Annotated in this window: 29 protein-coding genes and 2 pseudogenes; 13 read left to right on the forward strand and 18 right to left on the reverse strand. The window is 64.8% G+C overall.

All coding sequences use genetic code 11. From position 1 onward, the window contains the following. Positions 1 to 2: 2 nt before the first annotated feature. From AB7290_RS01005 to AB7290_RS01015, 3 genes are read left to right on the forward strand one after another with little or no spacing between them, the layout of a single operon-like run. Positions 3 to 1,520 (forward strand): type II and III secretion system protein family protein, encoded by a 1,518-nt coding sequence (locus tag AB7290_RS01005; RefSeq protein ID WP_085404968.1) that lies wholly within the window; start codon positions 3 to 5, stop codon positions 1,518 to 1,520. Between the two features lie 52 nt (positions 1,521 to 1,572). Then, positions 1,573 to 2,307, forward strand: coding sequence for a CpaD family pilus assembly protein (locus tag AB7290_RS01010; protein WP_085404967.1), 735 nt, complete (start codon positions 1,573 to 1,575; stop codon positions 2,305 to 2,307). Beyond that, on the forward strand, positions 2,304 to 3,596 hold the full coding sequence (locus AB7290_RS01015) for an AAA family ATPase (protein WP_085404966.1): 1,293 nt from the start codon (positions 2,304 to 2,306) through the stop codon (positions 3,594 to 3,596). Before AB7290_RS01010 ends, AB7290_RS01015 begins: the two co-directional genes overlap by 4 nt. Before the next feature lie 30 nt (positions 3,597 to 3,626). Here AB7290_RS01015 and AB7290_RS01020 read toward each other — a convergent pair whose 3' ends face one another. Beyond that, a complete protein-coding gene (locus AB7290_RS01020; RefSeq protein WP_441253346.1) occupies positions 3,627 to 4,400 on the reverse strand; it encodes a tetratricopeptide repeat protein in 774 nt (257 codons plus the stop codon). 79 nt (positions 4,401 to 4,479) lie between these two features. Then, positions 4,480 to 4,725 carry a PilZ domain-containing protein gene (locus AB7290_RS01025; protein ID WP_027534981.1) on the reverse strand — a complete coding sequence of 82 codons (246 nt, stop codon included), beginning with the start codon at positions 4,723 to 4,725 and terminating at the stop codon, positions 4,480 to 4,482. Between the two features lie 226 nt (positions 4,726 to 4,951). On the opposite strand from AB7290_RS01025, the pseudogene AB7290_RS01030 reads away from it, so the two are divergent. Continuing rightward, a pseudogene (locus AB7290_RS01030) lies at positions 4,952 to 5,056 on the forward strand (ATP-binding protein); the annotation flags it as partial. A 20-nt stretch (positions 5,057 to 5,076) separates the two neighbouring features. Here the strand turns inward: AB7290_RS01030 and AB7290_RS01035 are convergent. Beyond that, a complete protein-coding gene (locus AB7290_RS01035; protein ID WP_085404964.1) occupies positions 5,077 to 5,454 on the reverse strand; it encodes a hypothetical protein in 378 nt (125 codons plus the stop codon). Beyond that, positions 5,435 to 6,112, reverse strand: coding sequence for a hypothetical protein (locus AB7290_RS01040; RefSeq protein ID WP_144030857.1), 678 nt, complete (start codon positions 6,110 to 6,112; stop codon positions 5,435 to 5,437). The genes AB7290_RS01035 and AB7290_RS01040 overlap by 20 nt, the downstream gene beginning before the upstream one ends. A gap of 86 nt (positions 6,113 to 6,198) precedes the next feature. On the opposite strand from AB7290_RS01040, the pseudogene AB7290_RS01045 reads away from it, so the two are divergent. From AB7290_RS01045 to AB7290_RS01055, 3 genes and pseudogenes are all read left to right on the forward strand, one after another. After that, positions 6,199 to 7,733, forward strand: a pseudogene (locus AB7290_RS01045) (YifB family Mg chelatase-like AAA ATPase). A 110-nt stretch (positions 7,734 to 7,843) separates the two neighbouring features. Beyond that, positions 7,844 to 8,317: a hypothetical protein gene (locus AB7290_RS01050; protein WP_085404962.1), complete on the forward strand. Its 474-nt coding sequence runs from the start codon at positions 7,844 to 7,846 to the stop codon at positions 8,315 to 8,317. A 119-nt stretch (positions 8,318 to 8,436) separates the two neighbouring features. Next, positions 8,437 to 10,671 carry a PAS domain-containing hybrid sensor histidine kinase/response regulator gene (locus AB7290_RS01055; RefSeq protein ID WP_085404961.1) on the forward strand — a complete coding sequence of 745 codons (2,235 nt, stop codon included), beginning with the start codon at positions 8,437 to 8,439 and terminating at the stop codon, positions 10,669 to 10,671. Positions 10,672 to 10,943: 272 nt separating this feature from the next. Here the strand turns inward: AB7290_RS01055 and coaA are convergent, their stop codons facing one another. The 7 genes from coaA to hisB form a co-directional block, all read right to left on the reverse strand. Further along, positions 10,944 to 11,900 carry a type I pantothenate kinase gene (gene coaA / locus AB7290_RS01060; protein ID WP_028150152.1) on the reverse strand — a complete coding sequence of 319 codons (957 nt, stop codon included), beginning with the start codon at positions 11,898 to 11,900 and terminating at the stop codon, positions 10,944 to 10,946. A gap of 25 nt (positions 11,901 to 11,925) precedes the next feature. Then, a complete protein-coding gene (locus AB7290_RS01065; protein WP_028150153.1) occupies positions 11,926 to 12,246 on the reverse strand; it encodes a phosphoribosyl-ATP diphosphatase in 321 nt (106 codons plus the stop codon). Positions 12,247 to 12,325: 79 nt separating this feature from the next. Continuing rightward, positions 12,326 to 13,099, reverse strand: a complete 774-nt coding sequence (hisF, locus tag AB7290_RS01070; protein ID WP_028150154.1) for an imidazole glycerol phosphate synthase subunit HisF — start codon at positions 13,097 to 13,099, stop codon at positions 12,326 to 12,328. A 10-nt stretch (positions 13,100 to 13,109) separates the two neighbouring features. Then, positions 13,110 to 13,847 carry a 1-(5-phosphoribosyl)-5-[(5-phosphoribosylamino)methylideneamino]imidazole-4-carboxamide isomerase gene (gene hisA / locus AB7290_RS01075; protein WP_085405102.1) on the reverse strand — a complete coding sequence of 246 codons (738 nt, stop codon included), beginning with the start codon at positions 13,845 to 13,847 and terminating at the stop codon, positions 13,110 to 13,112. Continuing rightward, the gene (gene hisH / locus AB7290_RS01080; RefSeq protein WP_085404960.1) at positions 13,844 to 14,494 is read right to left on the reverse strand and encodes an imidazole glycerol phosphate synthase subunit HisH; all 651 of its coding nucleotides are present in this window, start codon (positions 14,492 to 14,494) and stop codon (positions 13,844 to 13,846) included. Before hisH ends, hisA begins: the two co-directional genes overlap by 4 nt. Continuing rightward, positions 14,491 to 15,021 carry a DUF2628 domain-containing protein gene (locus AB7290_RS01085; RefSeq protein WP_063980268.1) on the reverse strand — a complete coding sequence of 177 codons (531 nt, stop codon included), beginning with the start codon at positions 15,019 to 15,021 and terminating at the stop codon, positions 14,491 to 14,493. Before AB7290_RS01085 ends, hisH begins: the two co-directional genes overlap by 4 nt. A 65-nt stretch (positions 15,022 to 15,086) precedes the next feature. Beyond that, the gene (gene hisB / locus AB7290_RS01090; RefSeq protein ID WP_028150158.1) at positions 15,087 to 15,680 is read right to left on the reverse strand and encodes an imidazoleglycerol-phosphate dehydratase HisB; all 594 of its coding nucleotides are present in this window, start codon (positions 15,678 to 15,680) and stop codon (positions 15,087 to 15,089) included. A 190-nt stretch (positions 15,681 to 15,870) separates the two neighbouring features. On the opposite strand from hisB, the gene hslV reads away from it, so the two are divergent. The 5 genes from hslV (at position 15,871) to AB7290_RS01115 (ending at position 20,256) form a co-directional block, all read left to right on the forward strand. Then, positions 15,871 to 16,431: an ATP-dependent protease subunit HslV gene (hslV, locus tag AB7290_RS01095; RefSeq protein ID WP_028150159.1), complete on the forward strand. Its 561-nt coding sequence runs from the start codon at positions 15,871 to 15,873 to the stop codon at positions 16,429 to 16,431. A gap of 17 nt (positions 16,432 to 16,448) precedes the next feature. Then, on the forward strand, positions 16,449 to 16,934 hold the full coding sequence (locus tag AB7290_RS01100) for a GNAT family N-acetyltransferase (RefSeq protein WP_085404959.1): 486 nt from the start codon (positions 16,449 to 16,451) through the stop codon (positions 16,932 to 16,934). Next, entirely contained in the window at positions 16,931 to 17,548 is a 618-nt protein-coding gene (locus AB7290_RS01105) for a DUF2585 domain-containing protein (protein WP_085404958.1), read from the forward strand. Before AB7290_RS01100 ends, AB7290_RS01105 begins: the two co-directional genes overlap by 4 nt. A 49-nt stretch (positions 17,549 to 17,597) precedes the next feature. Further along, entirely contained in the window at positions 17,598 to 18,902 is a 1,305-nt protein-coding gene (gene hslU / locus AB7290_RS01110) for an ATP-dependent protease ATPase subunit HslU (protein WP_085404957.1), read from the forward strand. Between the two features lie 229 nt (positions 18,903 to 19,131). Then, the gene (locus tag AB7290_RS01115) at positions 19,132 to 20,256 is read left to right on the forward strand and encodes a hypothetical protein (RefSeq protein ID WP_085404956.1); all 1,125 of its coding nucleotides are present in this window, start codon (positions 19,132 to 19,134) and stop codon (positions 20,254 to 20,256) included. On the opposite strand, the gene AB7290_RS01120 is transcribed toward AB7290_RS01115, so the two are convergent. Genes AB7290_RS01120 through AB7290_RS01130 form a run of 3 tightly spaced genes read right to left on the reverse strand, consistent with a single transcriptional unit; the run spans position 20,253 to position 23,066 of the window. Continuing rightward, positions 20,253 to 20,843 carry a Smr/MutS family protein gene (locus AB7290_RS01120; RefSeq protein WP_085404955.1) on the reverse strand — a complete coding sequence of 197 codons (591 nt, stop codon included), beginning with the start codon at positions 20,841 to 20,843 and terminating at the stop codon, positions 20,253 to 20,255. The genes AB7290_RS01115 and AB7290_RS01120 overlap by 4 nt on opposite strands. Then, the gene (mltA, locus tag AB7290_RS01125) at positions 20,840 to 22,381 is read right to left on the reverse strand and encodes a murein transglycosylase A (protein ID WP_085404954.1); all 1,542 of its coding nucleotides are present in this window, start codon (positions 22,379 to 22,381) and stop codon (positions 20,840 to 20,842) included. The genes AB7290_RS01120 and mltA overlap by 4 nt, the downstream gene beginning before the upstream one ends. Beyond that, the gene (locus AB7290_RS01130; protein ID WP_085404953.1) at positions 22,359 to 23,066 is read right to left on the reverse strand and encodes a Tim44/TimA family putative adaptor protein; all 708 of its coding nucleotides are present in this window, start codon (positions 23,064 to 23,066) and stop codon (positions 22,359 to 22,361) included. Before AB7290_RS01130 ends, mltA begins: the two co-directional genes overlap by 23 nt. A gap of 413 nt (positions 23,067 to 23,479) precedes the next feature. Between AB7290_RS01130 and secB the strand changes: the two genes are divergently transcribed. Further along, entirely contained in the window at positions 23,480 to 23,965 is a 486-nt protein-coding gene (gene secB / locus AB7290_RS01135; RefSeq protein ID WP_085404952.1) for a protein-export chaperone SecB, read from the forward strand. Here secB and dnaQ read toward each other — a convergent pair. Genes dnaQ through AB7290_RS01155 form a run of 4 tightly spaced genes read right to left on the reverse strand, consistent with a single transcriptional unit; the run spans position 23,962 to position 26,786 of the window. Beyond that, positions 23,962 to 24,678 (reverse strand): DNA polymerase III subunit epsilon, encoded by a 717-nt coding sequence (dnaQ, locus tag AB7290_RS01140; protein ID WP_063985973.1) that lies wholly within the window; start codon positions 24,676 to 24,678, stop codon positions 23,962 to 23,964. The genes secB and dnaQ overlap by 4 nt on opposite strands. A 28-nt stretch (positions 24,679 to 24,706) precedes the next feature. After that, on the reverse strand, positions 24,707 to 25,306 hold the full coding sequence (gene coaE, locus AB7290_RS01145) for a dephospho-CoA kinase (RefSeq protein ID WP_028150168.1): 600 nt from the start codon (positions 25,304 to 25,306) through the stop codon (positions 24,707 to 24,709). A 23-nt stretch (positions 25,307 to 25,329) separates the two neighbouring features. After that, the gene (locus AB7290_RS01150; RefSeq protein WP_085404951.1) at positions 25,330 to 25,938 is read right to left on the reverse strand and encodes a Maf family protein; all 609 of its coding nucleotides are present in this window, start codon (positions 25,936 to 25,938) and stop codon (positions 25,330 to 25,332) included. A gap of 8 nt (positions 25,939 to 25,946) precedes the next feature. Then, the gene (locus AB7290_RS01155; protein WP_028150170.1) at positions 25,947 to 26,786 is read right to left on the reverse strand and encodes a pyruvate, water dikinase regulatory protein; all 840 of its coding nucleotides are present in this window, start codon (positions 26,784 to 26,786) and stop codon (positions 25,947 to 25,949) included. Between the last annotated feature and the right edge of the window lie 92 nt (positions 26,787 to 26,878).

Below are 26,878 nucleotides of genomic sequence, written 5' to 3' on the forward strand. Positions count from 1 at the left end.
CCATGAACTACGGGGATGATCGGACGGGCCTGCGCATTCGGGGGAAGCGCGCGCGCTCGTTCTGGACGGGGGCGGTGCTGATGCTGGGGCTGATCGCAGCCCCCGACGTCGTCAACGCGGCGGATGCGCCGGTCGGCGATCAGGCGCCGATGCAGGCGCCGGATCTCGGCGTGTCGCCGGTTTCGACCATCGCGCCTGCGCGCACGCGCTCGCTGTCGCTCGGCGTCGGCAAGTCCGTCGTCATCGATCTGCCGCGCGAGGTCAAGGACGTGCTGGTGGCCGATCCCAAGATCGCCAATGCAGTGATCCGCTCGTCGCAGCGCGCCTATATCATCGGCGGCCAGGTCGGCCAGACCAACGTCGTGTTCTTCAGCGCCGACGGCCAGCAGGTTGCCGCCTACGACATCGCCGTGAAGCGCGATCTCAACGGCATGCGCACGGCGCTGCGCCAATCTCTGCCGGGCGTGCAGATCGAAGGCGTCGGCGACAGCGTGATGCTGACCGGCTCGGTGTCGAGCCCGATCGAGGCCCAGCAGGCCGGCGACGTCGCCGCAAAACTCGTTGGCGGCGCGGACAAGGTCGTCAACAACATCGTCGTGCGCGGCCGCGACCAGGTGATGCTCAAGGTCGTCGTCGGCGAAGTCCGCCGCGACATCGTCAAGCAGCTGGGCGTCGACCTCAGCGCCAGCCTGAATGCCGGCACCGCGGTCGTGAACTTCAACAATTCCAACCCGTTCTCGGTCAGCGGCGGACCGATCGTCGGCAGCAACGGGCTCGGCGTGGCCGGCCTCGCCAAGGGTGTCGCCACCGTCAGCGCCACGATGCGCGCAATGGAAAGCGCCGGCGTCATGCGCACGCTGGCCGAACCGAGCCTGACCGCGATCTCGGGCGAATCCGCCACCTTCATCGCCGGCGGCGAATTCCCGATCCCTGCAGGCTATTCCTGCGATCCGGTCACCCACGTCTGTACCACCCAGGTCACCTACAAGAAGTTCGGCATCTCGCTGAACTTCACCCCGCTCGTGCTCAGCGAAGGCCGTATCAGCCTGCGCGTGATGACCGAGGTCTCGGAGCTGTCGAACACCAACGCGATCACGCTGACGCAGGCGGTGTCCTCGACCTCGAGCAACTCGATCACGATCCCCTCGGTCCAGACCCGCCGCGCCGAGACCACGCTGGAAATTCCCTCCGGGGGCTCGATGGCGATGGCCGGCCTGATCCAGCAGAAGACCAAGCAGGCGATCAACGGCCTGCCCGGCGTCGACCAGGTGCCGATCATCGGCGCGCTGTTCCGCAGCCAGGACTTCGTCAACAACGAGACCGAGCTGATGGTGATCGTGACGCCCTACGTGGTGCGCGCGGTTGCCCAGAAGGAATTGTCGCGGCCCGACGACGGCTTTGCGCCGGCCTCGGACGCGCAGACGGCGCTGCTCGGCCGCATGAACCGGCTCTACGGCATCGCGCGCAGCGTCGATCCGATCGAAGGCAGCCGCGGCGATTTCGGCTTCATCATCGACTGAGACGGACGGTTTGGGGACCGGGACAGGAAACGGGGCAAGAGGGGACAAAGCGATGACGAAGACGATCGCCGATCGACGTCGCAACCTGCGGATCGCGCTCGCGCTGACGGGGCTTTCCGTCATGCTCGGCGCCTGCAACACCACCGGTGACATCGTCACCCAGACGGTGCCGACCGACTATCGCCAGCGCCACCCGATCGCGGTGCAGGAAGCCAAGAAGTCGATCGTGATCTTCGTCGGCAAGGCGCGCGGGGGCCTCTCCACCGCGCAGCACGCGGACGTCGCGGGCATTGCCAGGGACTGGGTGCGCGAAGGCACCGGTTCGGTGATCGTCGACGTGCCGAGCGACGCTGCGAATTCGCGCGCCGCGGCGGCGACCTATCACGAAATCCGGTCGGTGCTCGCATCCGGCGGCGTGCCGTCGCGCGCCATCGTCCAGCATCCCTATCGCCCCGAGGATCCCGGCCTGCTGCCGACCATCCGCCTGAGCTATTCGAAGATCGCCGCGGTCGCCGGCCCCTGCGGGCTGTGGCCGGAAGACGTCGGTCCGAACATCCTCGACCCCGGCTACAACGAGAACCGGCCATACTTCAATCTGGGCTGCGCCAGCCAGCGCAACCTCGCGGCCATGATCGACAACCCCGCCGACCTCGAGCAGCCGAGGGCGGAGACGCCTGCCTACACCGCACGGCGCGAGATCGCCTTCGAGCGCTACCGCAAGGGCATGGCGACCACGACCATGTATCCCGAGGCCGAAAAGGCCAAACTCAGCGACACAGGCAAATGACAAGTCTTCACGACGACGAAGAAGCGGACGACCCGCGGCACCCCGAGGACCATATTGCGCCGGTTCCTCGCATCTCGGTGCAGGCCTTTTGCGAGACCGAGCAGACGCTCGCCGCGATCACCGCGGCCGGGCAGGATCGCCGTCTCGCCAAGGCGCATCTCACCGCCAAGGGCGGCGGCCTTGCCGCGGCCATCGAAGTCTATGACACGATGCCGACGCCGAACGTCATCGTGATCGAATCCGACGGCACACGCGATATCCTCGAGGGCCTCGACGATCTCGCCGGCGTCTGCGATCCCGGCACCCGCGTGGTCGTGATCGGCAACCCCAACGACACCGCGCCCTATCGCGAGCTGGTCCGCCGCGGCGTCAACGACTACGTGGTGGGACCGGTCGAAACCCTCGACGTCGTCCGCTCCATCTGCAGCCTGTTCTCGGCGTCGGAAGCCATCATCACCGGCCGCGTCATCGCGGTGGTCGGCGCCAAGGGCGGCGTCGGTGCGTCCACGGTCGCGCACAACGTGGCCTGGACCATCGCGCGCGACCTCGCGCTCGATTCCGTCGTGATCGATCTCGACCTCGCCTTCGGCACCGCCGGCCTCGACTACAACCAGGACCCGGCGCAGGGCATCGCCAACGCGGTGCTCTCGCAGGAACGGCCGGACACGGCGCTGATGGAGCGCCTGCTCGCCAAATGCACCGAGCGCCTCAGCCTCCTCGCGGCGCCCGCAACGCTCGACCGCGTCTACGATTTCGGCGCCGAAGCTTTTGATGCGATCTTCGACACGCTGCGCATGACCACGCCCTGCATCGTGCTCGACGTTCCCCACCAATGGTCGGGCTGGACGCGCCGCGCGCTCGTCAATGCCGACGACATCGTCATCGTGGCCGAGCCCGATCTGGCCAATCTGCGCAACACCAGGAACATGCTGAGCGTGCTCAAGGCGGCACGACCGAACGACCGTCCGCCGCTGTACTGCATCAACCAGGTCGGCATGCACAAGCGCGCGGAGATCGACGTCAAGGCGTTCGCCAAGACCATGGAGAGCCAGCCGATCGCGGCGATCCCGTTCGACTCGAAATTGTTCTCGACCGCGGCCAATAACGGCCAGATGATCGCGGAGGTCTCCAAGAACCACCGCACCACCCTTCTGTTCCAGAACATGGCGAACCGCCTCGCCGGGCGTGGCGAGGTGAAGAAGCCGAAGCGCTCGCTGCTCGGGCCGCTCCTGAAGAGGCTCAAGGGCAGGGCGGGTCGCGGGTCAGCCCCGCATCGCAAGGTGTCGTAAGCACCAACGAGAACGAGAAACGAGGGCGGGCTATTTGTCCGCCCGCTGCTGCTTCTTCGCGAGCAACTGCCGCAGCGCCGTGACCTTTGCCGCGGCCTGATCCGGCGGCAGGTCGGCCTTCACGATGGTCTCGGCCTCGGCCTGCTTTCCCTGCAGTCCCACGACGAGCGCCAGATTGGCGCGCACGCGGGAATCGGCGCGATTGCGCTCATAGGCGCGGCGCAGTGTTTCCTCGGCCCGCGGCAGATTGTTCTGGAGCATGTAGGACAGGCCGAGATTGGACAGAACCTGCGGCTCCTCGGGCACGATCTTCAGCGCTGCCGAATAATATTGCTGCGCCTCTTCGTTGCGACCGAGCTGATCGAGCGCTGCGCCTTGCGCCGACAGGATGCGCCAGTCCGGATCCTCAGGCGTATGCGCGCGGCTGAGCACATCGAAAGCCTGCTGGAAATTGCCGCTGTCGGCGAGCGCGCGGCCGTAGCCGGCGAGCAGCGCCTTGTTGCTCGGATGGGCGAGCACGGCCTGCTCCATCACCGCCACGGCCTGGGCGCGCTGGCCGGTCTCGCGCAGCGCCATGCCGTATTCGAGCGCGACGTTGGGATCGGAAGGCTTGGCGCGATAGCGCTCGCGAAGCGCGTGCATGTCCGGCTTCGGATCGGCCCTGCCAGCCGTTTCCGACTTGCCACCGAGCGCGCCGGTGATGTCCTCCAGACTCGTGGTCTGGCAGCCGCCGAGGGCAAGCATCACGAGCGCGGAAAGCAGGAATCTCGCCGGCGGAGAGGCAAGGGACGAACGCTTGGGCATACTCTGATCACTCGGCGACTGATCAGCGATGCTTACCGATTAACGCTAAAGTCCAGTTAAGGAACCCGGTCCGTCCGGCTCAATCGGTGAACTCGGCGCCGAATTCGCAGCCGATGCGCCAGCGCAGGCGGCATTGGCGGGAATAATCGGGCGCGAAGATGATGGTGAATTGCGGCGGCACTTCCAGAAACTCCGCCACCACTTTCACGCCGCCATCGGAGATATCCGTGATCGTGCAATCCCTCGGCAGCGAGCCCGCGCCAAAGTGAATCTTGGCGAGCCGAGTGCACACCCGTCGTTCGCTTCTGCGGCGATTTGCAAGCATTTGAATTGTTCACCCGTTAGATCACGGCCCATCCCGCAGCTCTAGGAGTAGCGAACATTCGTTGGGATGTGCTGATGAGAGCCGCTCGCATTCGAGGCGTAGTGTCTGCGTGATGTTTACGACCGGTTAGGGTTTTCCGGGCCCTCGGGTTGTTCTCGTACTGTTCTTGCAAGAAAGATCGGGCTCTGCTACCCCTAATTGTGCGAGAGGGCAGGCTGGTTCGAGCATGGTTCAGCGGGTTTCTACCGTCGCCTTTGAGGGGATAGAGGCCCGCGCGGTCGACGTGCAGGTGCAGGTCGCGCCCGGCCTGCCCGCCTTTGCAAATGTGGGTCGTCAATGACAATTGACCCGTCAGAACGGGATATCATCCTCTTCGATTTCGCCGAGGATAGCGTTCAGAGCCTTGTCTGCGCCTCGTGCATGGCGAAGCGCCAGGTTGTGCAGTTCCGACATCATTCTAAACCACGGTCCCCCCACCGGATGCCCGTCCTCGTTATCAAGCTCTTCGTCATCGAAGCGATCAACCACAACCCCTTCTTCGTCGAGCACGGAGACGGTAATGACATCCGATCCTTCCATGGCCGCTTCCTTCAGCACAATCTGCACTGAATAGTCTTTGAACGACACTTGGAACGTGTTTTTCGACACGCTCTCCTGCCAGTCAATGCCACTTCTCTGCGTCTTCTCAAAAAGCGCCTTAACGAGCCGCTTAGGTTTGCTCAGCGCCATTGCGAACCTCCTGAACTGTCTTCAATGCGGTCAGGACATCGACCAGCTTGTCTATGTCCCGCGAAAGGATGGAATTGAATTTTGCGACGGGAAAGGCGCTCTTATTCGCGAGAGCCTTTTCGATGTGATCTTCCATGGTGCTTAGGTTTGCTACCGCATTCTGGATTACGGCAAGCTGCTCGTCGGTGAGTTTGACTTGGGACGCCTTTAGAACGATCAATTGCTTGCGAATGGTCGCATAGCGCTCCGGGAGCGTGCTGGAAATGCCCGTCTCGCGGTGAGCGCGCTTGATGTCCTCAAGGACTGCTATCGCCGTCGAAAAATCGACCATTGTTTCCAGAAGCCGAATGCTTTCGCGCGTGGCTTGCGCCGCCTCCTGCGCCGCTATAGCCGCGTTCTTCGACTTCCGAACGCCAACGAGAGTTGCCCCAAAGCCAAAAATCGCAATCAGGAAGCCGCTGACGTCGGCCCACGTACCAGCGAGGTCACGTGCCTTCAGCCATGCAAGCGCCGGTGTCAAATACTCAAGCAAAAATACGTTCCCCCAACCCGAGGTTGCCATACTGATTGATGGTGAGAAAGGTATGAGAAAGTATTGGCTGCGGCTAACCACCGAAAATGCGATCGGACCAAACGGGTGGCCATCACAGCTATCCACGTATAGCACTCCGGCCCCCTTGTTCACGCCTTGTTCTTGCGAATAGGAAGGAACTCTGCTACCCTTAATTGTGCAAGAGGGCAGGCATGGTTCAGCGGGTTTCTACCGTCGCCTTTGAGGGGATCGAGGCCCGCGCGGTCGACGTGCAGGTGCAGGTCGCGCCCGGCCTGCCCGCCTTTGCCATCGTCGGCCTGCCGGACAAGGCGGTGTCGGAGGCACGGGAACGCGTCCGCTCGGCGCTGATCGCCTCGGGGCTGGCGCTGCCGGCGCGGCGGATCATCGTCAATCTCGCGCCCGCCGACCTGCCCAAGGAGGGCAGCCATTACGACCTGCCGATCGAGCTCGGGCTGATGGCGGCGATCGGCGCGATACCGCCGGATGCCCTGACCGGTTTTACCGTTCTCGGCGAGCTCGGTCTTGACGGCTCGATCGCGCCGGTAGCCGGCGTGCTTCCCGCCGCGATCGGCGCCAATGTGCGCGAGGAGGGCTTGATCTGTCCGGCGGCCTGCGGCTCGGAAGCGGCGTGGGCAAGCCCGGACATCCAGATCATCGCGGCCCAATCGCTCATCCAGATCGCCAACCATTTCAAGGGCACGCAGGTGCTGTCGCGGCCCACGCCGCGCGTGCGCGAGGTCGCCGCCTCCCCGCTCGACCTGCGCGACATCAAGGGCCAGGAGAGCGCCAAGCGCGCGCTGGAGATCGCGGCCGCCGGCGGACATCACCTGCTCATGATCGGCGCACCCGGTGCCGGCAAGTCGATGCTGGCGGCGCGGCTGCCTTCGATCCTGCCGCCGCTGTCGCCGGGCGAACTGCTCGAAGTCTCCATGATCGCCTCCGTTGCCGGCGAGATCGAGGGCGGCGCGCTCACCGCGCGGCGGCCGTTCCGCTCGCCGCATCATTCCGCGAGCATGGCCGCGCTCACCGGCGGCGGCATGCGCGCAAAGCCCGGCGAGATCTCGCTTGCGCATCAGGGCGTGCTGTTCCTCGACGAGTTGCCCGAATTCGATCCGCGCGTGCTGGATTCGCTGCGCCAGCCGCTGGAGAACGGCGAGGTCTCCGTCTCCCGCGCCAATCATCGCGTGACTTATCCGGCGCGCTTCATGCTGGTCGCGGCGATGAATCCGTGCCGCTGCGGCCGTTCGAGCCCGGCTATGCCTGCAAGCGCGGCCGCATCGATCGCTGCACCGGCGACTACCAGGCGCGCATCTCCGGTCCGCTGATGGACCGGATCGATTTGCGCATCGAGGTTCCCGCGGTGACCGCAGCCGATCTGATCCTGCCGCCGCCGGCAGAGGGCTCGGCGGAAGTCGCCGTGCGCGTGGCAGCCGCGCGCGACATCCAGCTCGCGCGTTACGCGGATGCGGGCCTGCCGCATGTTCGCACCAATGCCGAGGCGCCGGCCTCGGTGTTGGAAGACGTCGCCAAGCCGGATGCGCAAGGCGCCAAATTGCTGCGCGACGCCGCCGAGACCATGCGGCTGTCGGCGCGCGGCTATCACCGCGTGCTGCGCGTGGCGCGCACGCTCGCCGATCTCGACGGCGCCGACAAGATCGGTCGGCTGCATCTCGCCGAGGCGCTGTCCTACCGCGCACTCGCGGAGGATGTGCGGCAGATGGCCTGATCCTTCCGCGCATCAACCCGGCGGTAACGAGTTTCCTTTACGCTCTGCAAACCATAAGGCCCAAGCGTTCCCCTATGAGTTCCACACAGGGCCCGGGCGAGTAGAGTGTAATGTTGCGTTTCAAGATCCTGGCCTCGGTTGTTCCCCTGCTGGCGGCCGCGGTGTTCGCCCGCGGCGAGATCGGATCGGTCTCGCACCCCTGCATCGCGCTGGGCGAGACTTCAGTCGAGCTGACATCCCTGTTCTGGACGGCCGGCGTCCATGTCGCCTTCACCGACGATCTGTCGCGGGCCACGGTGCGGGTTCAGATCACCGACGATCCGGACGCGGCGGACTTCGCGGTCGTGGACGACGGTCTCGGCTCCGAAACGGATTCCTGTCAGGCCAATCCGGCGACGCGCCTCGTCACGATTGCCACGGAGCCGGTCGACGGCGGCCCGGTGATTTACCTGTCCACCGACGGGCCAGCCGATTACCGCATCTATGTGCGCTCGAAGACGTTTTCGCAGCGCGAGGCCGCGGCGCTGATCGTCGGTGCCAATGGCGGCCACCGCCCGCTCCCGCTCCAGGCCGCCTCGCTCTGAAGCGTTAACACCTCGTCAACCCTGTTTGGAGGCCGAACCAAAGCCTCAAGCTGTTCGCAAGGTCGGCGAGACATCGTCGCAATTGGCGACGCGGGGTTTCGGAGCAAGAGTCGGGGTCGATGGCGATGGATCGGACGTTCCGGATCAAGGTGCGCATGCGCCGCTTCAGGCGGCAGCATCCCCGCATCGCGTTCGCGATCCGCTCCTTCATGATCTTCTCGGCAACGTTCGGCGGCGCCTATGGCTTCGTCTCCGGCAGCCGCTCCGAGAACTCCGGCTACGATCCCAATACGTTTGCGGTCGGCGCGAGCTTCCTGTTCGCGCTCGCCTGCCTCGGCCTTGCCACGCTCAGCATGCGGCTGCGCTTCGTCAACAAGCGGATGCGGAAGCTGGCCGCCCACAACGAGACGCTGATCGACCGCAATTGGGAACTGAAGGAAGCGGAAGAACGCGCGCGCAGCCTGTTCGAACAGCAGGGTGACCTGATCGTGCTGCGCGACCACCAGGGCCGCATCACCTTCGCCAATGACGCCTATTGCGCGCTCGCAGGACAGGCGCGCAACGTGCTGGTCGGCACGCGTTTCGATTTCGACGTCCTCGAGCAGGGCGACAGCGCCCGCGAAAGCAACGGCACACGCATTCACGACCAGAGGATCACCACCCCGCATGGCGCGCGCTGGATCGCCTGGCGCGAGGGCTATGTCCGTCTCGATGCCGGCCAGCCCGCCGAACTGCAGAGCGTCGGACGCGACGTCACCGACCGCACCGAGACCGAGCGCGCGCTGTCGGACGCGCGCGACCAGGCCGATGCCGCCAACCGCGCCAAGTCGCGGTTCCTGGCGATGGCCTCGCATGAGATCCGCACGCCGCTCAACGGCATCATCGGCATGGGCGGCCTGTTGCTCGACACCACGCTGACGCCGGAGCAGACGACCTATGCGAAGGCCGTCAAAACCTCCGGCGAAGCGCTGATGGCGCTGATCGAGGAACTGCTCGACTATTCCAAGATCGAGGCCGGCAAGCTCGATCTCGACCAGCGCCCGTTCGCGCTCTCGACCATGATCGAGGAGATCACCGAGCTGCTCGCGCCGCGCGCGCAGGCAAAGACGCTCGAGATCGCCGCCTATGTCGACGAGCGCCTGCCGCTCGAGGTCGTCGGCGATGCCGCGCGGTTGCGCCAGGTGCTGCTCAACCTCGCCGGCAACGCCATCAAGTTCACCGCGACCGGCGGCGTCGCGCTGATTGTCGAACCCGGCATCTGGCCGAACGAGATCAGTTTTCTGGTGCGCGACACCGGCATCGGCATCGCCCCCGAGGCGCGAACGCGCATCTTCCGCGAGTTCGAGCAGGCCGACGAGCGCGTCGCCCGCACCTATGGCGGCACCGGGCTCGGCCTTGCCATCAGCGAACGCATCGTCAAGCGCATGGGCGGCCGCATCACCCTGGAGAGCGAGCCGGGCAAGGGTTCGACCTTCGAGGTCACGATCCCGCTTCCGCCATCGCAATCCGGCGCGGGACAGACGGCGTTCCCGAGCCCTGATCTCGCCGGCAAGTCGATCCTCCTGATCGCCGACGGCATCGAGGCCTCGCTGATCGCGCGGCGGCTGGAGCGCTGGGGCGGACAGATCTGCCTCGTCTCCGATGGAGCCGTCGCAGAGGCGCTGCTGCCGGAGCGCTCATGGCATGCGGTGCTGGTCGATCGTGCGATCGGCGCCGCCATCGCCGACCATCTCGGCGAGGTCGCGCGCAAGCATGCGACGCAGCGGCTGGTGCTGCTGACGTCGAGCTCGCGCCACGAGAAATTTTCAGCTTCCTTCACCGGCTTTCTGATCAAGCCGCTGCGCGCGGCTTCGCTTGCGGCACGTCTCGCGCTGACGCCGGAGGTCGCCTCGCCCGAACTGGCACCGGAGCCGCCGGCTGCCTCCCCCGCCGGCGTCGTAACGGCAAAGGGCCTGTCGATCCTCGTCGCCGAAGACAACGAGATCAACGCGCTGCTGATGCGCTCGCTACTGACCAAGCTCGGCCACCGCGTCGTCATCGCCGTTCATGGCGAGGCGGCGCTGGAATCCTGGCTCGCGGCGTCATCCGCCGGCACGCCCTACGATCTCGTGCTGATGGACATCCAGATGCCGCAGCTCGACGGCATCGAGGCGACAAAACGCATCCGCACGCATGAGGCAGCCAAAGGCGGCCACCACACGCCGATCCTCGCGCTCACCGCCAATACGCTGGTGGAGGATCGCTATGCCTGTTTCGAGGCGGGCATGAACGGATTTCTGATCAAGCCGCTCGACCGCGACAAGCTGGACGAGGCGCTGGCCGGGCTGGCGGCGGCGCGGCATCTGGCGGTGTAGGAAGGCCTCTCCTCCGTCATTGCGAGGAGCCCTTGCGACGAAGCAATCCAGAATCCCTCCGCGGAAAGATTCTGGATTGCTTCGCTGCGCTCGCAATGACGATGTGGCTGCAGGCGTGCGCCAAGCACCGATGCCGTAGGGTGGGCAAAGCCAACGGGTCGCGCGAATGCGCGCCCGATGACAGGCTCCGCGTGCCCACCATTCACGTTCAAAATGGAGATAGACGGTGGGCACGGCGCTTCGCGCCTTTGCCCACCCTACGGCACCGCGGCCTATAGCCGTCGCAGCGCCACGCTCGCAACCGTGTGGTCGGCGCCCTTCTTCAGGATCAGCGTCGCGCGGGGGCGGGTCGGCAGGATGTTGTCCTCGAGATTGGCGAGGTTGGTGCGTTCCCAGATCGCGATCGCGGTGGCGGTGGCTTCCTCGTCCGACAGCAGCGCGTAGCGGTTGAAGTAGGATTTCGGATTGGTGAACGCGGTGTCACGCAGCGCCAGGAAGCGCTTGATGTACCATTGCCGCAGCGCCGCCTCGTCGGCGTCGATATAGACCGAGAAGTCGAAGAAGTCGGAGACGACGGGCACCGCCTTGCCGTCGCGCGGCAGCTTGCCGGTTTGCAGCACGTTGACGCCCTCGACGATCAGGATGTCGGGCTGGTCGATCTCGGCCCACTGGTTCGGCACGATGTCGTAGGTCAGATGCGAATAGACCGGCGCGCGCACGTGGCGGCGGCCGGCCTTGATGTCGGAGAGGAAGCTGAGCAGCAGCGGCAGGTCGTAGCTCTCCGGAAAGCCCTTCTTCTGCATGATGCCCTGCCGCTCCAGCACGGCGTTGGGATACAGAAATCCGTCGGTGGTGATCAGTTCGACCTTCGGACGCGGCGACCAGCGCGCCAGCAGTGCCTGAAGCACGCGGGCCGTGGTGGATTTTCCGACCGCGACCGAACCGGCGACGCCGATGATGTAGGGCATCTTGCGGTCGCGGATGTTGAGGAACTGGCGCTCCGCGTAATACAGGCGCTGCATCGCATCGACATAGATCGACAGGAGGCGCGACAGCGGCAGGTAGATGTCCTCGACCTCCTGCAAGTCCAGGCGATCGTGCAGCGAGCGCAGCCGGTCGAACTCGCCGGGCTCCAGCGTCATCGGCGTGTCGTCGCGCAATCGCGACCACTGCTCGCGCGTATAGACGCGGTACGGATTATACTGCTGCTCGGGTGCGCGGATATCCATGACGCGACCTTTCCGTTGGGATCTACTAACCCTTGCGGGACGCCTTTTCTTCCAATCCGGACATATTCGTCCGCTTGTCCAGCGCGGCCTCGACCTCCTCCAGCTTTACGCCGCGGGCCTTGAGCAGCACAAGGAAGTGATAGAGCAGGTCGGCACTTTCAGCGATCAGATGCGCGCGATCGTTTTCGACTGCTGCGATTACGGTTTCGACTGCCTCCTCGCCGAACTTCTTGGCGCAATGCTCGGCGCCCTTGTCCAGGAGCTTGCGGGTATAGGACGCCTCGCCGCCGGCCGCCGCGCGGGCGTCGATGGTGTCGGCCAGATCGTGGATCGTGAAACGCGACATCGGAATTACTCGAACAACACACAAGGCCACGGAGGCCATTCCCCGCAGGCCTATGTAGCATTTTTATGATCGGGAGTCGTCAGGCATCGAGGCGCATGGCCAGTCCGCGCCGGGCCATGTGCTCCTTGGCTTCGCGAATGGTGAATTCCCCGAAATGGAAGATCGAGGCGGCCAGCACAGCCGTGGCGTGGCCGTCGCGGATCCCGTCGACGAGATGATCGAGATTACCGACGCCGCCCGAGGCGATCACGGGAACGGGAACGCTGTCGGCGATCGCCCGGGTCAGCGGGATGTCGAAGCCCTGCCGGGTGCCGTCGCGGTCCATGGAGGTGAGCAGGATTTCACCAGCACCGAGCGAGACCACTTCCTGGGCATATTCGATGGCATCGATGCCGGTCGAGTTGCGCCCACCATGGGTGAAGATCTCCCAGCGGTCGCCGCCCGGACGCTTGACCCGCTTGGCGTCGATCGCGACCACCACGCACTGTTCGCCGAATTTCTCGGCAGCTTCCTTGACGAACTCGCGCCGCGACACCGCGGCGCTGTTGATCGAGACCTTGTCGGCGCCGGCGCGCAGCAGCGTCTTGATGTCGTCAACCTTGCGCACGCCGCCACCGACGGTCACGGGCATGAAGCAGGCCTCCGCCGTACGCCGGACCACGTCCAGCATGATGCCGCGGTTCTCGTGGGTCGCGGTGATGTCGAGAAAGGTGAGCTCGTCGGCACCGGCGGCGTCATAGGCGATCGCGGCTTCGACCGGATCGCCGGCATCGCGCAGGTCGACGAAGTTGACGCCCTTGACGACCCGGCCGTCCTTGACGTCGAGGCAGGGGATCACGCGCACCTTGAACATGTGTCAGCTCCTAGGCGGTGCGCGCGTTGCGGATCAGGGTGAGGGCGGCGGCGGGATCGAGCCGGCCGTCGTAAAGCGCGCGGCCGGCGATCGCGCCTGCGAGCTTCCTGGCGCGCGGCGTCAGCATCGCCTTGACGTCCTCGATCGAGGCGAGGCCGCCGGAGGCGATCACGGGGATGGAGATCGCATCCGCCAGCGCGATGGTCGCATCGAGATTCAGGCCCTTGAGCAGGCCATCGCGCGCGATGTCGGTGAAGATGATGGCAGCGACGCCTGCATCCTCGAAACGCTGCGCGATTTCCAGAACCGTCACCTGCGAGGTCTCGGCCCAGCCTTCGACGGCGACCTTGCCGTCGCGGGCATCGAGCCCGACCGCGACGCGGCCGGGGTATTTCCTTGCAGCCGCCTTCACCAGTTCGGGGTCGCGTACCGCGGCGGTGCCGATGATGACACGGGTGATGCCCTTGTCGAGCCAGGCTTCGACGGTCGCGAGATCACGAATGCCGCCGCCGAGCTGCACCGGGATCTTGATCGTCTTGAGCATCGCCTCGACCGCCTGCGCATTCACCGGCTTGCCGGCGAAGGCGCCGTCGAGATCGACGACGTGGAGATACTCGAAGCCCTGTTCGACAAAGCTCTGCGCCTGCGCTGCGGGATTGAGGTTGAACACGGTCGCGCGCGCCATGTCGCCTTGCTCGAGGCGCACGCACTGACCGTTCTTGAGGTCGATCGCGGGAAAGAGAATCACGGTTTCCATCGCAAAAAGTTCGAGATCAGGGCCAAGCCGAAACGCTGGCTCTTCTCGGGGTGGAATTGGGTGCCGATGGCGGTGTCCTTCGCGACGATCGCGGTGACGGGTCCACCGTAATCGGCGCGCGCGAGCACGTCCGCCTCGTTGGCGGCGTTGAGGTGGTAGGAGTGCACGAAATAGGCGTGCTGGCCCTTGGGGCCAAGCGGCAGCCTGTCCAGCACCGGATGCTCGCGCAGCATGTCGAGCGTGTTCCATCCCATGTGCGGGATCTTCAGGCTCTCGTCGCGCGGCGTGATCTTCTCGACGTCGCCGCCGACCCAGTTCAGGCCCTCGGTGATGACGTGTTCCTTGCCGCGGCTCGCCATCAGCTGCATGCCGACGCAAATACCAAAGAAGGGCCGCGCCTTGACGCGGACCGCTTCGGTGATCGCCTCGACCATGCCGTTGACGGCATCGAGCCCGCGCCGGCAATCGGCGAAGGCGCCGACGCCCGGCAGCACCAGACGGTCGGCGCCGTAGGCCTGATCCGGATCGCTGGTGACGAAGACCTTTTGCGGAATCTCCAGGCTGCGCGCGGCGCGCTCGAACGCCTTGGCGGCGGAATGCAGATTACCTGAACCGTAATCGATGATCGCGACGCTCATCTTGACCCTCCCGGTTCCGGAAACAATCCAATGATGCCGCCCGACGGCAGCGGTGGCGGATTTGAGAATTGCTGACCCGGCACGTTGCGGGTTGGCGGCGGGCCGCCGCGATCGACGGCCCATTGATCGTTGACTATGCCGCGCTGCTTCAGGCTCCAGCGCTCGAAGAAACGCCGCTCGGCGGTGTCCTCGTCGTCGGAGATGACGACGTCAAGCTGGCGCCACTTGCCGCGCGACAGTGTCCAGCGGCGCAGGCTCGAGGCCTCGAAACCCATCAGCACCGCGATGATCATATTGGCCAGGAAGATCGAGCTGCGGCCAACGCCGAGGCTATGCAGCCCTGCATCGAATGCAGCCAGGAAAATCACCCAGCCGATCAGCGCCAGCCAGAGCCTGTTCCAGAGCAGCCAGAACGGACCCAAAACCATCGCCCAGAAATGAAAACCGTCGCGCACGAAGACGAACTTGTCGGTCGCGCGCAGATCGGCTCCGGCAGGGGAGGGAGCATGAACTGTGTAGACAGGCATGGTGATGCCCCGTTCCTAGGAATTCAGTGATACCGCAAGCGGCGCGTGCCGCGGGCCGAAAGACGTCAGCCGCCGAGCGAACCCTTGGTGGACGGGATTTCGCCCACGGCCTTCGGATCGATCGCGACGGCAGTGCGCAGCGCCCGCGCCAGGCCCTTGAAGCAGGACTCGGCGATATGGTGGCTGTTATCGCCATATAGGGTCTCGACGTGGAGAGTCACGCCGGCGTTCATGGCGAAGGCCTGGAACCACTCGCGCACCAGCTCGGTATCGAACTCGCCGATCTTGTCGCGGGGGAAGTCGGCCTTGAACACCAGGAACGGACGGCCCGAGATGTCGATGACCACGCGCGACAGCGTCTCGTCCATGGGCATGTGCACGCCGGCATAGCGGGTGATGCCCGCCATGTTGCCGAGCGCCTGCTTGACCGCCTGGCCGAGCGCGATGCCGGTGTCTTCGGTGGTATGGTGATGATCAATGTGCAAATCGCCAACCGCCTTGACCGTGAGGTCGATGCGGGAATGGCGGGCGAGGAGATCGAGCATATGGTCGAAAAAGCCGATGCCGGTCGCGATATTGGACACGCCGGTGCCATCGAGGTTCACGGTGACCTCGATGTCGGTTTCCTTGGTCTTGCGCTTGATCGTCGCGGTGCGCATTGAAAAGCGGTTTCCATTCTGGTTTTGGACCGAAAACGGCGGTCTTTTAACAGCCAAATGACGCCTTCGCTACTGCGGGAACGGCTGGCCGGGCCTCTACTTCTGCCTATGGTGAGCGAAATGGGCCCGGAGCGGCCCGTTGTACGGTCGGTCCCGACCGCCTAAATCAGGTCCGACAACGAGGTATTTGATGCAGGACTCCCAGAACAGCGCGCCGGGCTGGCACGGCACCACGATTTTGACGGTCCGCAAGGGCGGCAAGGTGGTGATCGGCGGCGACGGCCAGGTCTCGATCGGCCAGACCGTGATCAAGTCCAACGCCAAGAAGGTGCGAAAACTCGGCAAGGGCGACGTCATCGGCGGCTTTGCCGGCGCCACGGCTGACGCCTTCACGCTCTTTGAGCGGCTCGAATCCAAGCTCGAGCAGTATCCGGGGCAGCTGACCCGGGCCGCGGTGGAGCTCGCCAAGGACTGGCGGACCGACCGCTATCTGCGCCGCCTGGAGGCCATGATGATCGTGGCCGACAAGGACGTCTCCCTGGTCCTGACCGGCACCGGCGACGTGCTGGAGCCCGAGGCCGGGGTCATGGCGATCGGCTCCGGCGGCAATTACGCCCTGGCCGCCGCGCGGGCCTTGATCGACACCGACAAGGATGCCGAGACCATCGTCCGCCGCTCCCTCGATATCGCCGCCGACATCTGCGTCTACACCAACCGCAATCTGACCATCGAAAGCCTGGCGACCGGCTAGGCAAGACCGAACAGGACATGGCGCCCGCCTACACCTTCCGCCCGATGAGCACGGCCGATTTGCCGCTGATCCGGCGGTGGCTGGGTGAGGCGCATGTGCGGGAATGGTGGGGCGATCCGGACGAGCAGTTTGCGCTCGTGGGCGGCGATCTCGATGAGCCGGCGATGGACCAGTTCATCGTGTTGGCCGGCACCCACCCGTTCGGCTATCTTCAATGCTATCGCCTGACAGCCTGGAATACCGGCTTTGGGCCGCAACCGGAGGGCACCCGTGGGATCGACCAGTTCATCGGCGAAAGCGACATGATCGCGCGCGGCCACGGCTCCGCGTTCATCCGCCAGTTCGTCGACGGCCAGTTGCGGCAGGGCCTGCCACGCATTGTCACCGATCCCGATCCGCTCAACGCACGCGCCGTGCGCGCTTATGAGAAGGCCGGCTTCGTCCGCGACCGCATGGTCGAGACGCTGGACGGGACGGCGCTGCTGATGGTGCGCGAGCCGTGACGCTGACGAGCACGCACGAGAGCAAGGTCGCCGTACCGCCATTGGCCTGGGTCGGCATCGCACTGCTGCTGCTGGCGCTGCAGGCTTCGATCCTGTTCGCGATGGGGCGGGTGCCGATTTGCACCTGCGGCTATGTAAAGCTCTGGCATGGCGTGGTGAACAGCTCCGAAAATTCGCAGCACATCACCGACTGGTACACCTTCTCTCACATCCTGCATGGCTTCCTGTTCTACGGCTTGACCTGGCTGCTGTTCGCGCGCCTGCCCTTCCTACAACTGTCCTGGCCGGCACGGCTGATCGTCGCCATGCTGATCGAAGGCGCCTGGGAGATCGTCGAGAACTCACCCTTCATCATCGAACGCTACCGTGCGGGCACGATCTCGCTGGATTATTACGGCGACAGCATCGTCAATTCGGTTTCTGACAATCTGGCCATGATGCTGGGGTTCCTCGCCGCGCGCGTGCTGCCTGTACCCGTGACCGTCCTGCTCGGGCTCGCCTTCGAAATCATGCTGGCGCTTCACATTCGCGACAATCTGACGCTCAATATCCTGATGCTGATCCATCCGATCGACGCCGTGAAGCAATGGCAATCGGGTCCGCCCATCATCTGACGTAAAATGCGGCTTGTCCCGACCCGCATCTGATCCTAGCTAAGGTCCCATGACAGACTTCTCTCCCCGCGAAATCGTCTCCGAACTCGACCGTTTCATCGTCGGCCAGGCCGATGCCAAGCGCGCGGTCTCGATCGCGCTGCGCAACCGCTGGCGGCGGCAGCAGCTCTCCGGCTCCTTGCGCGAAGAGGTACTCCCGAAGAATATCTTGATGATCGGCCCCACCGGCGTCGGCAAGACGGAGATCGCGCGACGGCTCGCCAAGCTCGCGAATGCGCCGTTCCTGAAGGTGGAAGCGACGAAATTCACCGAGGTCGGCTATGTCGGCCGCGACGTCGAGCAGATCGTGCGCGATCTCGTCGAGGTCGCGATCGCCCAGGTGCGTGAGCGCAAGCGCAAGGACGTGCAGGCACGCGCGCAGCTCGCCGCCGAGGAGCGCGTGCTCGACGCGCTGGTCGGCGCCAATTCCAGCCAGGCAACGCGCGAATCGTTCCGCAAGAAGCTGCGCGCCGGCGAGCTCAACGACAAGGAAATCGAGATCGAGACGCAGTCCTCGGGCGGCGGCATGCCGATGTTCGAAATCCCGGGCATGCCTGGCGCGCAGATGGGCGCGGTGTCGCTCGGCGACATCTTCGGCAAGCTGGGCGGGCGCAGCAAGACGCGGCGACTGACGGTGGAGAACTCGCACGAGATCCTCGTCAATGAGGAATCCGACAAGCTGCTGGATACCGACCAGCTCACGCTGGAGGCGATCAGCGCGGTCGAGAACAACGGCATCGTGTTCCTGGACGAGATCGACAAGATCTGCGCACGCGACGGCCGGGTCGGCGGCGACGTCTCGCGCGAGGGCGTGCAGCGTGACCTGTTGCCGCTGATCGAAGGCACCACGGTCTCGACCAAGCACGGCGCGGTGAAGACCGATCACATCCTGTTCATCGCGTCCGGCGCCTTCCACGTCGCGAAGCCGTCCGACCTGTTGCCCGAATTGCAGGGCCGCCTGCCGATCCGCGTCGAACTGCAGGCACTGACCCGCGACGACATGCGGCGCATCCTGACCGAGCCCGAGGCCTCGCTGATCAAGCAATATGTCGCGTTGCTGCAGACCGAGGGCGTGACGCTCGACATCACCGCCGACGCCATCGACGCGCTGGCCGACGTCGCGGTCGCCGTCAATTCCACCGTCGAGAACATCGGCGCGCGGCGGCTCCAGACCGTGATGGAACGGGTGCTGGACGAAATCTCCTTCACCGCCCCCGACCGCAGCGGCGAGACCGTCAAGGTCGATGCGGATTTCGTGCAGAAGCACGTCGGCGACCTCGCCAAGAACGCCGATCTGAGCCGGTTCATTTTGTAATTCGGCTGCGGTCAGCTATCTATCCCGCCGTCGTCCCCGCGAAAGCGGGGACCCATACTCCCCGGCGGTTCTTGTTGGAAAAGATAGCGGCTCCAGCCTTGGCTCAAACGACATCCTGTGGTTATGGGTCCCGGGTCGCGCGGAGCCTGTCATCGGGCCGCGCTTTGCGCGGACCCGGTGGCTTGCCCGGGACGACAGCGGGGGCTGCTCGCACCACTTCAGGTGCGGCGTGACCGCACGCATCCTGCAAAATCCCTGGCGTCTCCTGCTCGCGATCAACGCGGCGGTCATCGTCGGCGTGTTCGTCCACAAGATCCAGCTGCCGCCTTACGTCCCCTACATACACCTCCTCGTCGACTATCATTTCGGCTTCATCAAGCGCGCACTGATCGGCGCCATCGTCGCGCTGTTCACGGACAAGGTGCCGGTTTGGCTGGTGTTCGCGCTCGGCGGAGCGATGTGGCTGGTGACGCTGGGGCTGTACGCCAGATTATTTCAGAAAACGATCGGCTTCACCGCGAAGACGCTGCCGCTGTTCGTCTTCATCGCGGGCTCGCCATTCTTTCTCAAGAACTTCATGCACACGCTCGGCCATTTCGACATCTATGGCTGCGCACTGGCGATCATCCTGCTGCTGATGCCGGCAGGCTCCTTGCTGTTCGTCGCAACAGCCGCGCTGTTCGCGATCGTCCTCGTGCTGATCCACCACATTCATCTGCTGATGTATGTACCGACGATCATCACCATCGTCGTGATCAGGCACTACCTCGCGCATGGCGTCACCAGAGCGAATGTCGCGTTCGGTTTGGTCGCATTGCTTGGCGTGAGCGCGCTGTTCTTCGCGGCGCAATTCCTGGGAACGATGCCGATCCCGGAAGCGGATTTCGTTGCCTACCTGAAGACCCGGATGGCTGATCCGGCGCGGACCGACCTGCTGCAATTCGCCTACATCTGGTACCAGCCGCTGGCGAAGGAGGTTTCGGATACCTGGGGCCGCCTGCCGCACAACATCCTCGGCGTGCCGGTGTTTGCCCTGCTGATCTGGCTGCACACGCCACTCTGGCGCTGTTTTGCCGGCCTGATCGGCGCGCTCGCGAACGACCTGCACCGGCACCTCGTCATCGCGGCGCTGATCGGCATCAGCCTCGCCTATCTCGTGATGTTCGCGATGGTGTTCGACTATTCGCGCTGGATCTCGAACTGGGCGGTCTGCATGTTCCTGATCCTGCACGCGGTGAAGATGCTGCCGGCCAAATACAATGCACCGCTGATCGCGTCGGAGGATCAGAGGACAAATATCTTCGGCCTGATCCTCACGCTGATCCCGCGCGTCGGAATCGTCCGGCCGTTCTAATACCTCGCCCGGCGTATCCGCACATAGAGCGCGCCCTCGCCGCCATGGCCGATATGCGCCTCCTCGAAGCCGACGACGAAGCCGCGGAATTCCGGCAGGCTCAGCCATTCCGGCACCTGGCGGCGGAGCACGCCGCTTTCGCCGCCGCTCCGTCCCTTGCCGGTGATGACGAGCACGAAGGTCAGGCCGTCGTGATGGGCGCGGTGCAGGAAGCCGGTCAGGGCCCGGTGGGCGCGTATCTGGGTCATGCCGTGCAGATCGAGCCGCGCCTCGATCTCGCTGCGGCCGCGCGACAATTTTATGCGCTCGCGCTTGCCCAGCGGTGCCAGCGGCGGCATGGCCGGCTTTGCCACGCGCACAGCCGGCGCGGCAGCGATCGGCCGTGGTGATGGCGCAGATCGCGTAGCCGGCGCTGCCAGTGAAGGCTCGGTGCGCGGCGGGGCGTGTGTCTTTGCCGCGCGATGCTTCCGCAGCGGCTTGACCTGTTTTGCGACCGCATCCCACAGCGCGCGCTCCTCCTCGCTCAGCGCACGGCGGCGCGGCGAGGGACGAGGCTCCAGCACGGGCGGACGGGACGATCGCTTCATTGCTGTCGATGGGGACGATTCTTGACCGGCCGCCGCGGCTCCTGAACGGGCTCTATCACGGGACGCGGCACCGGCAACGGGACCGGATTGGCAACGGCGACGTTCTCACCTTTACCTTGTGCCACGGCTGCGGCCGGAGCCGCCGGCTTGGTCTGATCCTTGGGCGAATCGGTCTGCGGAAACAGCCTTGCGATCTTCTCCGAGGGACGCGGGTCCGGCACCGGCAATTTCGCGGCGCGCACCGTGGGATCGAGGCCCTTCGGTACCAACATGACGAAGTGCATGGGATGGCGCAGCCGTCCCGAGACACGGCCGGCGTCCGCGCCGGCGCCGAAATAGAGATCGGCGCGCGCGGGGCCGATGATGGCCGAGCCGGTGTCCTGCGCGATCATCAGCCGGTGGAACGGCGTCTTGGAGCGTTCGGAATCGATCGGCAGCTCGCCCTCGATGAAGAACGGCGTGCCGTAGACGTGCAGCGCCTTGTCGACCGCGATCGAGCGGCCGGCAGTCAGCGGAATGCCCTGCGCACCCACTGCTTCTTCCTTGTCGGAGAGATTGACCTCGCGGAAGAAGATGTAGGAGCGGTTCTGGCGGCGCAGTTCCTTGGCGCCATCGGGGTTCTGCGCCATCCACTCCCTGATCTTCTGCATCGACATCTCCTCCTTCGGAATGATGCCGCGCTCGATCAGGACACGGCCGACGGCCGTGTAGGGATAGCCGTTATAGGCGTCGTAATTCAGCCGGACCGTGCCGCCGTCGTCGAACTTGATCCGCGCCGAGCCCTGGATCTGGGCGAACAGCAGATCGGTCGGGTCCTTCAGCCAGGCGATCTCCAGCCCGCGGCCGGCGATCTTGCCGTCCTCGATCTCGCCACGATCGTAATAGGGCACCAGCTTGCGGCGGCCGATCTTGCGATAGACCGGGCCCTTGTTGGGCAAGCTGACCGAGTCCTGCTTGTAGCCGCGCACGAACAGGTTCGACGGGCGACGATAGACCGGCACGTTGAAGGCGTCGGTCTGCGTCCGCGATCCCTCCAGCACCGGTTCGTAATAGCCGGTGACGAAACCGTCGGGCTCGCCGAGGCGCGAGATCCGCAGCGGCGCGAAATTCTCCTCGAAGAAGGTCCTGGCTTTGCCGTCGTCGGTGAGCTCGAGCGACTTGGCGGCCCGGCAGGGCTCGCTCAGCGAGCCGCCAAGCGCCTTCGGTTCGGCCGCACCGGTCTGCGCGTTGATCGTCCGGCAGCTCGCGCGGAACGTCTTGTAGGCGGCCAGATGGTCGTCGTCGCTCCAGCCTTTCACGTCCGTCCAGGTCAGCGGCAGATATTGCGCACCGGGGATTTCGAACGGCAAAGGGAGCTGCGGATAGGGCAAGGCCCGCGGCGGGGCGGCGGCAAGTGCCGGGAGATGATGGTGATGGCTGCGATAGTGACGCCGCGCCGCCTCGGCGCCGAGCGAAAACGACGACAGCACGACGGCACCTGCGCAAAGCGCCGTCGCGCTGTTCTTCAGGAAATTCTTAATTCGCGCTTCCGGTGCCAACCAGCTTCCAGTTTGGATCGCGAGAGGTGATATCGCGGGCGAAGGTCCAGATGTCGGTGATGTCGGCGACCGTGTCCGCACTACCGTCGACGATATTGCCACTCTTGTCGCGGGTGGCCGAGATCATCTGCGAGACGAATCGTATGGTGAGCTGAGCCGTGCGGTCGCGCAGCTCGGCGCCGACGAGCTCGGCCTTGTCGATCGAGACGAAACGCGTCTCGGTCTTCTGCTCATACTTCTCGCGTTCCTTGATGGCGGCGTCGAAGCTGTCATAGACCTCCGACGACAGCAGGTCGCGCAACGCGCGGCGGTCGCCATTGGCAAAGGCCAGCACGATCATCTCATAAGCGCCGCGGGCGCCCGAGATGAAATGGCGCGGATCGAAGGTGGAATCCTTGTCGACGATGGCGTCGAGACCCTGGGCGAGCACGGTGCCCGGCTCGGTCAGGCCCTTCCAGCGATCGGAGGGCGGGGCCGGCTCGGCGGTCGGCGCCAGCGGGGCCTGGTCGATCACCTTGCCCGGCATGGTCACGACGTTCTTGTCCTGGGCACCCCCCAGCGCATTGCGGGCGGCGGTGCGGTCGAACGGCGGCCGCTCGTTACCCGTCCGCTGTCCCAGCACGCTGCGCAGCCTCAGAAAGATGAAGACCGCCAGCGCCAGGAAGATGATGGTGTAGATGTCCACGTCGTATTCGCTTTCTGGTCTTCGCTGAAAGGGGCCGTCTCGGGTCGTCGCCGGGAAAATCAATCCGGCCAGTAGACCGTTCCATACGGGAACGGCAAGTCTACATCACCATTTTAGGTCCGCGCGTCTGGTCCTCGGGATGTAGGCACGAAATCTTGCCCGGCCAATGGCGCCTTTTGGCACAGCGCCGAGTGTAGCGCGTTTTATGCTTAAGGGGAAACCCGATCCTGCCCGGAAATCGCGCATCTTCAATCGTTTAACGCGCGATTTCGTCAGGAGGGCCGGGTGAACGTCACAATTGCGGGGGCGGCGCGGATACCCGATCCGGGGCCGTTCGTCCTTGTGGAGTGAGGCGGCCCTATGTTAGCCAACCGCCGCGAAATTCAGCCCAAATCGGGTAAGGAGAGACTCTCATGACCAACGGCAACGGCACCCCTCCCGAGGCGGCCCAGGCTGCCCAGCTCAACGTTCTGGCGCAGTATATCAAGGACCTTTCGTTCGAGAATCCGAACGCACCGACCTCGCTCCAGCAGCAGGGCCAGCCGCCCCAGATCAACATCCAGATCAATGTCAGCGCCATCAATCTCAGCGAAACCGAGTTCGAGGTGACGCTGTCGGTCGAGGGCAAGGCCGAGACCGCCGGTAAGATCATGTTCTCGTTCGAGCTCGCCTATGCCGGCGTGTTCCGCGTCACCAACGTGCCGAAGGAGAATTTGCATCCGCTGGTCATGATCGAGTGCCCGCGCCTGCTGTTCCCGTTCGCCCGCGAGATCATCGCGACCGCCGTGCGCGACGGCGGGTTCCCGCCCCTGATGCTGGATCCGGTCGACTTCGTCGGTCTCTATCGTCAGAACATGGAGCGGCAAATGGCCGCTCAGCAGACGAGCGGGCAGGCCTAAACAGCCGGAGGGGCGGCTGGAGCGGGCAGGAACTCGTTCCAGATCGCCTTGTCGCCGAGCGTTGCGATGAAGGCCCGATGGGCCTCGCGCTCGGCATCGGAAATCCGCGGCGCGAGCGGCACGGTCCGCTGCCGCCGCGGCACATCGCCAGCCGCATTGGCGCGAATGTCCTCGCCTTCCGAAGCGAGGAGCAATTGCGATTGCCGCGCCCCGACCAGATCGACATAAACTTCGGCCAAGAGTTCGGCGTCGAGCAGCGCGCCGTGCTTGGTGCGGTGTGAATTGTCGATCGAATAGCGCGAGCAGAGATCGTCGAGCCGGTTCGACACGCCCGGATGCTTGCGCCGCGCCAACAGCAGCGTATCGACAAGCCGCTCGCGCGGGATCGCGACACGTTTGACCTTGTCGAGCTCGGCGTTGATGAAGCCGATGTCGAACGAAGCGTTGTGGATCACCAGCGGCGCATCGCCGATGAACTCCAGAAACGGGTCGACGACCTCGTGGAACAGCGGCTTGGTCGACAGGAACTCGGCCGACAGCCCGTGCACCGCAAAGGCTTCCGCCGGCATGTCCCGTTCGGGATTGATGTAGACGTGATACGTCTGGCCCGTCGGCATGCGGTTGAAAATCTCGACGCAGCCGATTTCGACCAGACGATCGCCGCGGAGCGGATCGAGGCCGGTGGTTTCGGTGTCGAGAACGATTTCACGCATGATCTAGGAGGCCGTGTGAGGCAGCGAATCAGGCTCGCCGCTGCGGCATCTTAACGACCTCGGCCAGAATGTGCGTGATTTGGGCGCGCACGGGTTCAAGTCCGTGTGACGTATCCACTACGAAATCGGCCCGCTTGCGCTTCTCGGCATCCGGCGTCTGCTTGGCGATGATCGCGTCGAGCTTGGCCTCGTCCATCGTGCCGCGCTCCAGCACACGCTTGCGCTGGAGTTCCGGCGAGGTCGATACCACGACGACGGCATCGACCCGCTTCTCGCCGCCGGTTTCGAACAGCAACGGGATATCCAGGACCACGACGGGCGCCTTGGCTGCTTCCGCATCGGCGAAGAATTTTTGCCGGGAGGCGCCGAGCATCGGATGAACGATCTGCTCGAGCTGCTTGATCGCGGCCGGATCATGCACGACGCGCGCGGACAATTTTGGACGGTCGACCTTGCCGTTCGCGGTGGTGCCGGGAAAGGCGGCCTCGATCGCCGGCGCGGCCTCGCCCTCATAGAGCTGATGGACAGCGGCATCGGCGTCGTAGACGGGAACGCCGGCCTCCGCGAACAATTTCGCGGTGGTGGATTTTCCCATCCCGATCGAGCCGGTCAGTCCAAGGATCCGCATCAGCAGGCAGCCGTTTCTGTCGTTCACACCGCAACTAGCCGTTCGCGCCGCAGGAACGCAAGCAACGGCAGCAGCGGCAGGCCGAGAATGGTGAAATGGTCACCTTCGATGCGCTCGAACAGATGGCAGCCGAGACCTTCGAGCTGATAGGCGCCGACGCTGGTCGTCACCGCATCGCCGGCGGCGTCGAGATAGGCGGAAAGCTCCGTCTCGGTCATCGGCCGCATGGTCATGCGGGCCACCGAAACATCCTCGAAAACGATCTTGCCATCTCGCGCCACGGCCACTGCGGAATTCAGCGCGTGGCTTTTGCCGGCGAGGTCGAGCAGTTGCGTCATCGCCTGTGCGCGGCCTGCGGGCTTGTTGAAGAGACGCTCGCCGAGAGCCAGGGTCTGGTCGGCACCGATCACATAGCTCCCCGGATGACCGGCCGAGACCGCCTTGGCCTTCTCACGCGCCAGCAGCAGGGCGATGTCATGCGGGCCTGAAAGCTTCGAGGCGGCCTGAATGCCGCGCTCGTCGATATCGGCCGTAATCGCCTTGAACTCCAGTCCGGCACTGGCCAGCAGCATCTTTCGCGCGCTGCTCTGCGAGGCCAGTATCAACGGAGTTTCGCCGCGCCAGAGAGACATCGCCGAAACTATCCCGTGGGCCGGTTGCGCTGGCGATCACTGTAAAGCTTCATGATCGCCGCGGCGGTTTCCTCGATCGATCGCCGCGTGACGTCGAGCAGCGGCCAGTCGTGTTTAGCGCTCAGCTTGCGCGCGAACGCGACCTCGTCGGCGACCGCCTGCCTGTCGGTATAGGTGTCGCCGCTGGTATCGGCACCCATCGAGAGCAGGCGGTTCTGGCGCACCTGGATCAGGCGTTCCGGCGTCGCATGCAGGCTCACCACCAGCGGCCGCGTCAGGGTCTCCAATTGTGCCGGCACCGGAATGCCCGGAACCAATGGCACGTTGGCGGTGCGGATGCCGCGATTGGCCAGATAGATCGACGTCGGTGTCTTGGAGGTGCGTGAGACGCCGACGAGCACCACGTCGGCATCGTCGAGGCCTTCGACATGCTGGCCGTCGTCGTGGATCATCGTGTAGTTCAGCGCGTCGATGCGCTTGAAATATTCCGCATTGAGGACGTGCTGGGCGCCGACGCGGCCCGTGGTCGCGGCGCCGAGATAGGCTTCGAACAACTGCATCACCGGCCCGATGATCGACAGGCTCGGAACGTTGATCTGCTTGCACTTGTCCTCGAGCCGGGAGACCAGATCCTTCTCCAGCAGCGTGAACAGCACGATCCCCGGCGCCTCCTCGATCTCGTCGAGCACGCGATCGAGCTGCTTCTGGCTGCGCACCAGGGGATAGACATGCTCGACCGGGGTGACGTTGGCGTACTGCGCCGCGACGGCGCGCGCGACGGTGATCAGCGTCTCTCCGGTGGAGTCGGAGACCAGGTGGAGATGGAAATAATTGTTCGAGGTCGGCACAAAAGCCCTTTGTATGGAGGCGGTGTGGTTTGTGGATTTCTGTGGACCTTAACCCCTCGGAAAGGGTTGCGCGACACCAGGGGCGGGACAAG

Source organism: Bradyrhizobium sp. 613_E4_N2_2 (assembly GCF_052075995.1).
Taxonomy (GTDB): Bacteria; Pseudomonadota; Alphaproteobacteria; order Rhizobiales; family Xanthobacteraceae; genus Bradyrhizobium; species Bradyrhizobium barranii.

Bases quoted from the DNA above. Each gene is read 5' to 3' on its own strand.
- AB7290_RS01005 (WP_085404968.1), top strand. From the start codon at position 3: ATGAACTACGGGGATGATCGGACGGGCCTGCGCATTCGGGGGAAGCGC.
- AB7290_RS01010 (WP_085404967.1), top strand. From the start codon at position 1,573: ATGACGAAGACGATCGCCGATCGACGTCGCAACCTGCGGATCGCGCTC.
- AB7290_RS01015 (WP_085404966.1), top strand. From the start codon at position 2,304: ATGACAAGTCTTCACGACGACGAAGAAGCGGACGACCCGCGGCACCCC.
- AB7290_RS01020 (WP_441253346.1), bottom strand. From the start codon at position 4,400: ATGCCCAAGCGTTCGTCCCTTGCCTCTCCGCCGGCGAGATTCCTGCTT.
- AB7290_RS01025 (WP_027534981.1), bottom strand. From the start codon at position 4,725: ATGCTTGCAAATCGCCGCAGAAGCGAACGACGGGTGTGCACTCGGCTC.
- AB7290_RS01035 (WP_085404964.1), bottom strand. From the start codon at position 5,454: ATGGCGCTGAGCAAACCTAAGCGGCTCGTTAAGGCGCTTTTTGAGAAG.
- AB7290_RS01050 (WP_085404962.1), top strand. From the start codon at position 7,844: ATGTTGCGTTTCAAGATCCTGGCCTCGGTTGTTCCCCTGCTGGCGGCC.
- AB7290_RS01055 (WP_085404961.1), top strand. From the start codon at position 8,437: ATGGCGATGGATCGGACGTTCCGGATCAAGGTGCGCATGCGCCGCTTC.
- coaA (WP_028150152.1), bottom strand. From the start codon at position 11,900: ATGGATATCCGCGCACCCGAGCAGCAGTATAATCCGTACCGCGTCTAT.
- AB7290_RS01065 (WP_028150153.1), bottom strand. From the start codon at position 12,246: ATGTCGCGTTTCACGATCCACGATCTGGCCGACACCATCGACGCCCGC.
- hisF (WP_028150154.1), bottom strand. From the start codon at position 13,099: ATGTTCAAGGTGCGCGTGATCCCCTGCCTCGACGTCAAGGACGGCCGG.
- hisH (WP_085404960.1), bottom strand. From the start codon at position 14,494: ATGAGCGTCGCGATCATCGATTACGGTTCAGGTAATCTGCATTCCGCC.
- AB7290_RS01085 (WP_063980268.1), bottom strand. From the start codon at position 15,021: ATGCCTGTCTACACAGTTCATGCTCCCTCCCCTGCCGGAGCCGATCTG.
- hisB (WP_028150158.1), bottom strand. From the start codon at position 15,680: ATGCGCACCGCGACGATCAAGCGCAAGACCAAGGAAACCGACATCGAG.
- hslV (WP_028150159.1), top strand. From the start codon at position 15,871: ATGCAGGACTCCCAGAACAGCGCGCCGGGCTGGCACGGCACCACGATT.
- AB7290_RS01100 (WP_085404959.1), top strand. From the start codon at position 16,449: ATGGCGCCCGCCTACACCTTCCGCCCGATGAGCACGGCCGATTTGCCG.
- hslU (WP_085404957.1), top strand. From the start codon at position 17,598: ATGACAGACTTCTCTCCCCGCGAAATCGTCTCCGAACTCGACCGTTTC.
- AB7290_RS01120 (WP_085404955.1), bottom strand. From the start codon at position 20,843: ATGAAGCGATCGTCCCGTCCGCCCGTGCTGGAGCCTCGTCCCTCGCCG.
- secB (WP_085404952.1), top strand. From the start codon at position 23,480: ATGACCAACGGCAACGGCACCCCTCCCGAGGCGGCCCAGGCTGCCCAG.
- dnaQ (WP_063985973.1), bottom strand. From the start codon at position 24,678: ATGCGTGAAATCGTTCTCGACACCGAAACCACCGGCCTCGATCCGCTC.
- coaE (WP_028150168.1), bottom strand. From the start codon at position 25,306: ATGCGGATCCTTGGACTGACCGGCTCGATCGGGATGGGAAAATCCACC.
- AB7290_RS01150 (WP_085404951.1), bottom strand. From the start codon at position 25,938: ATGTCTCTCTGGCGCGGCGAAACTCCGTTGATACTGGCCTCGCAGAGC.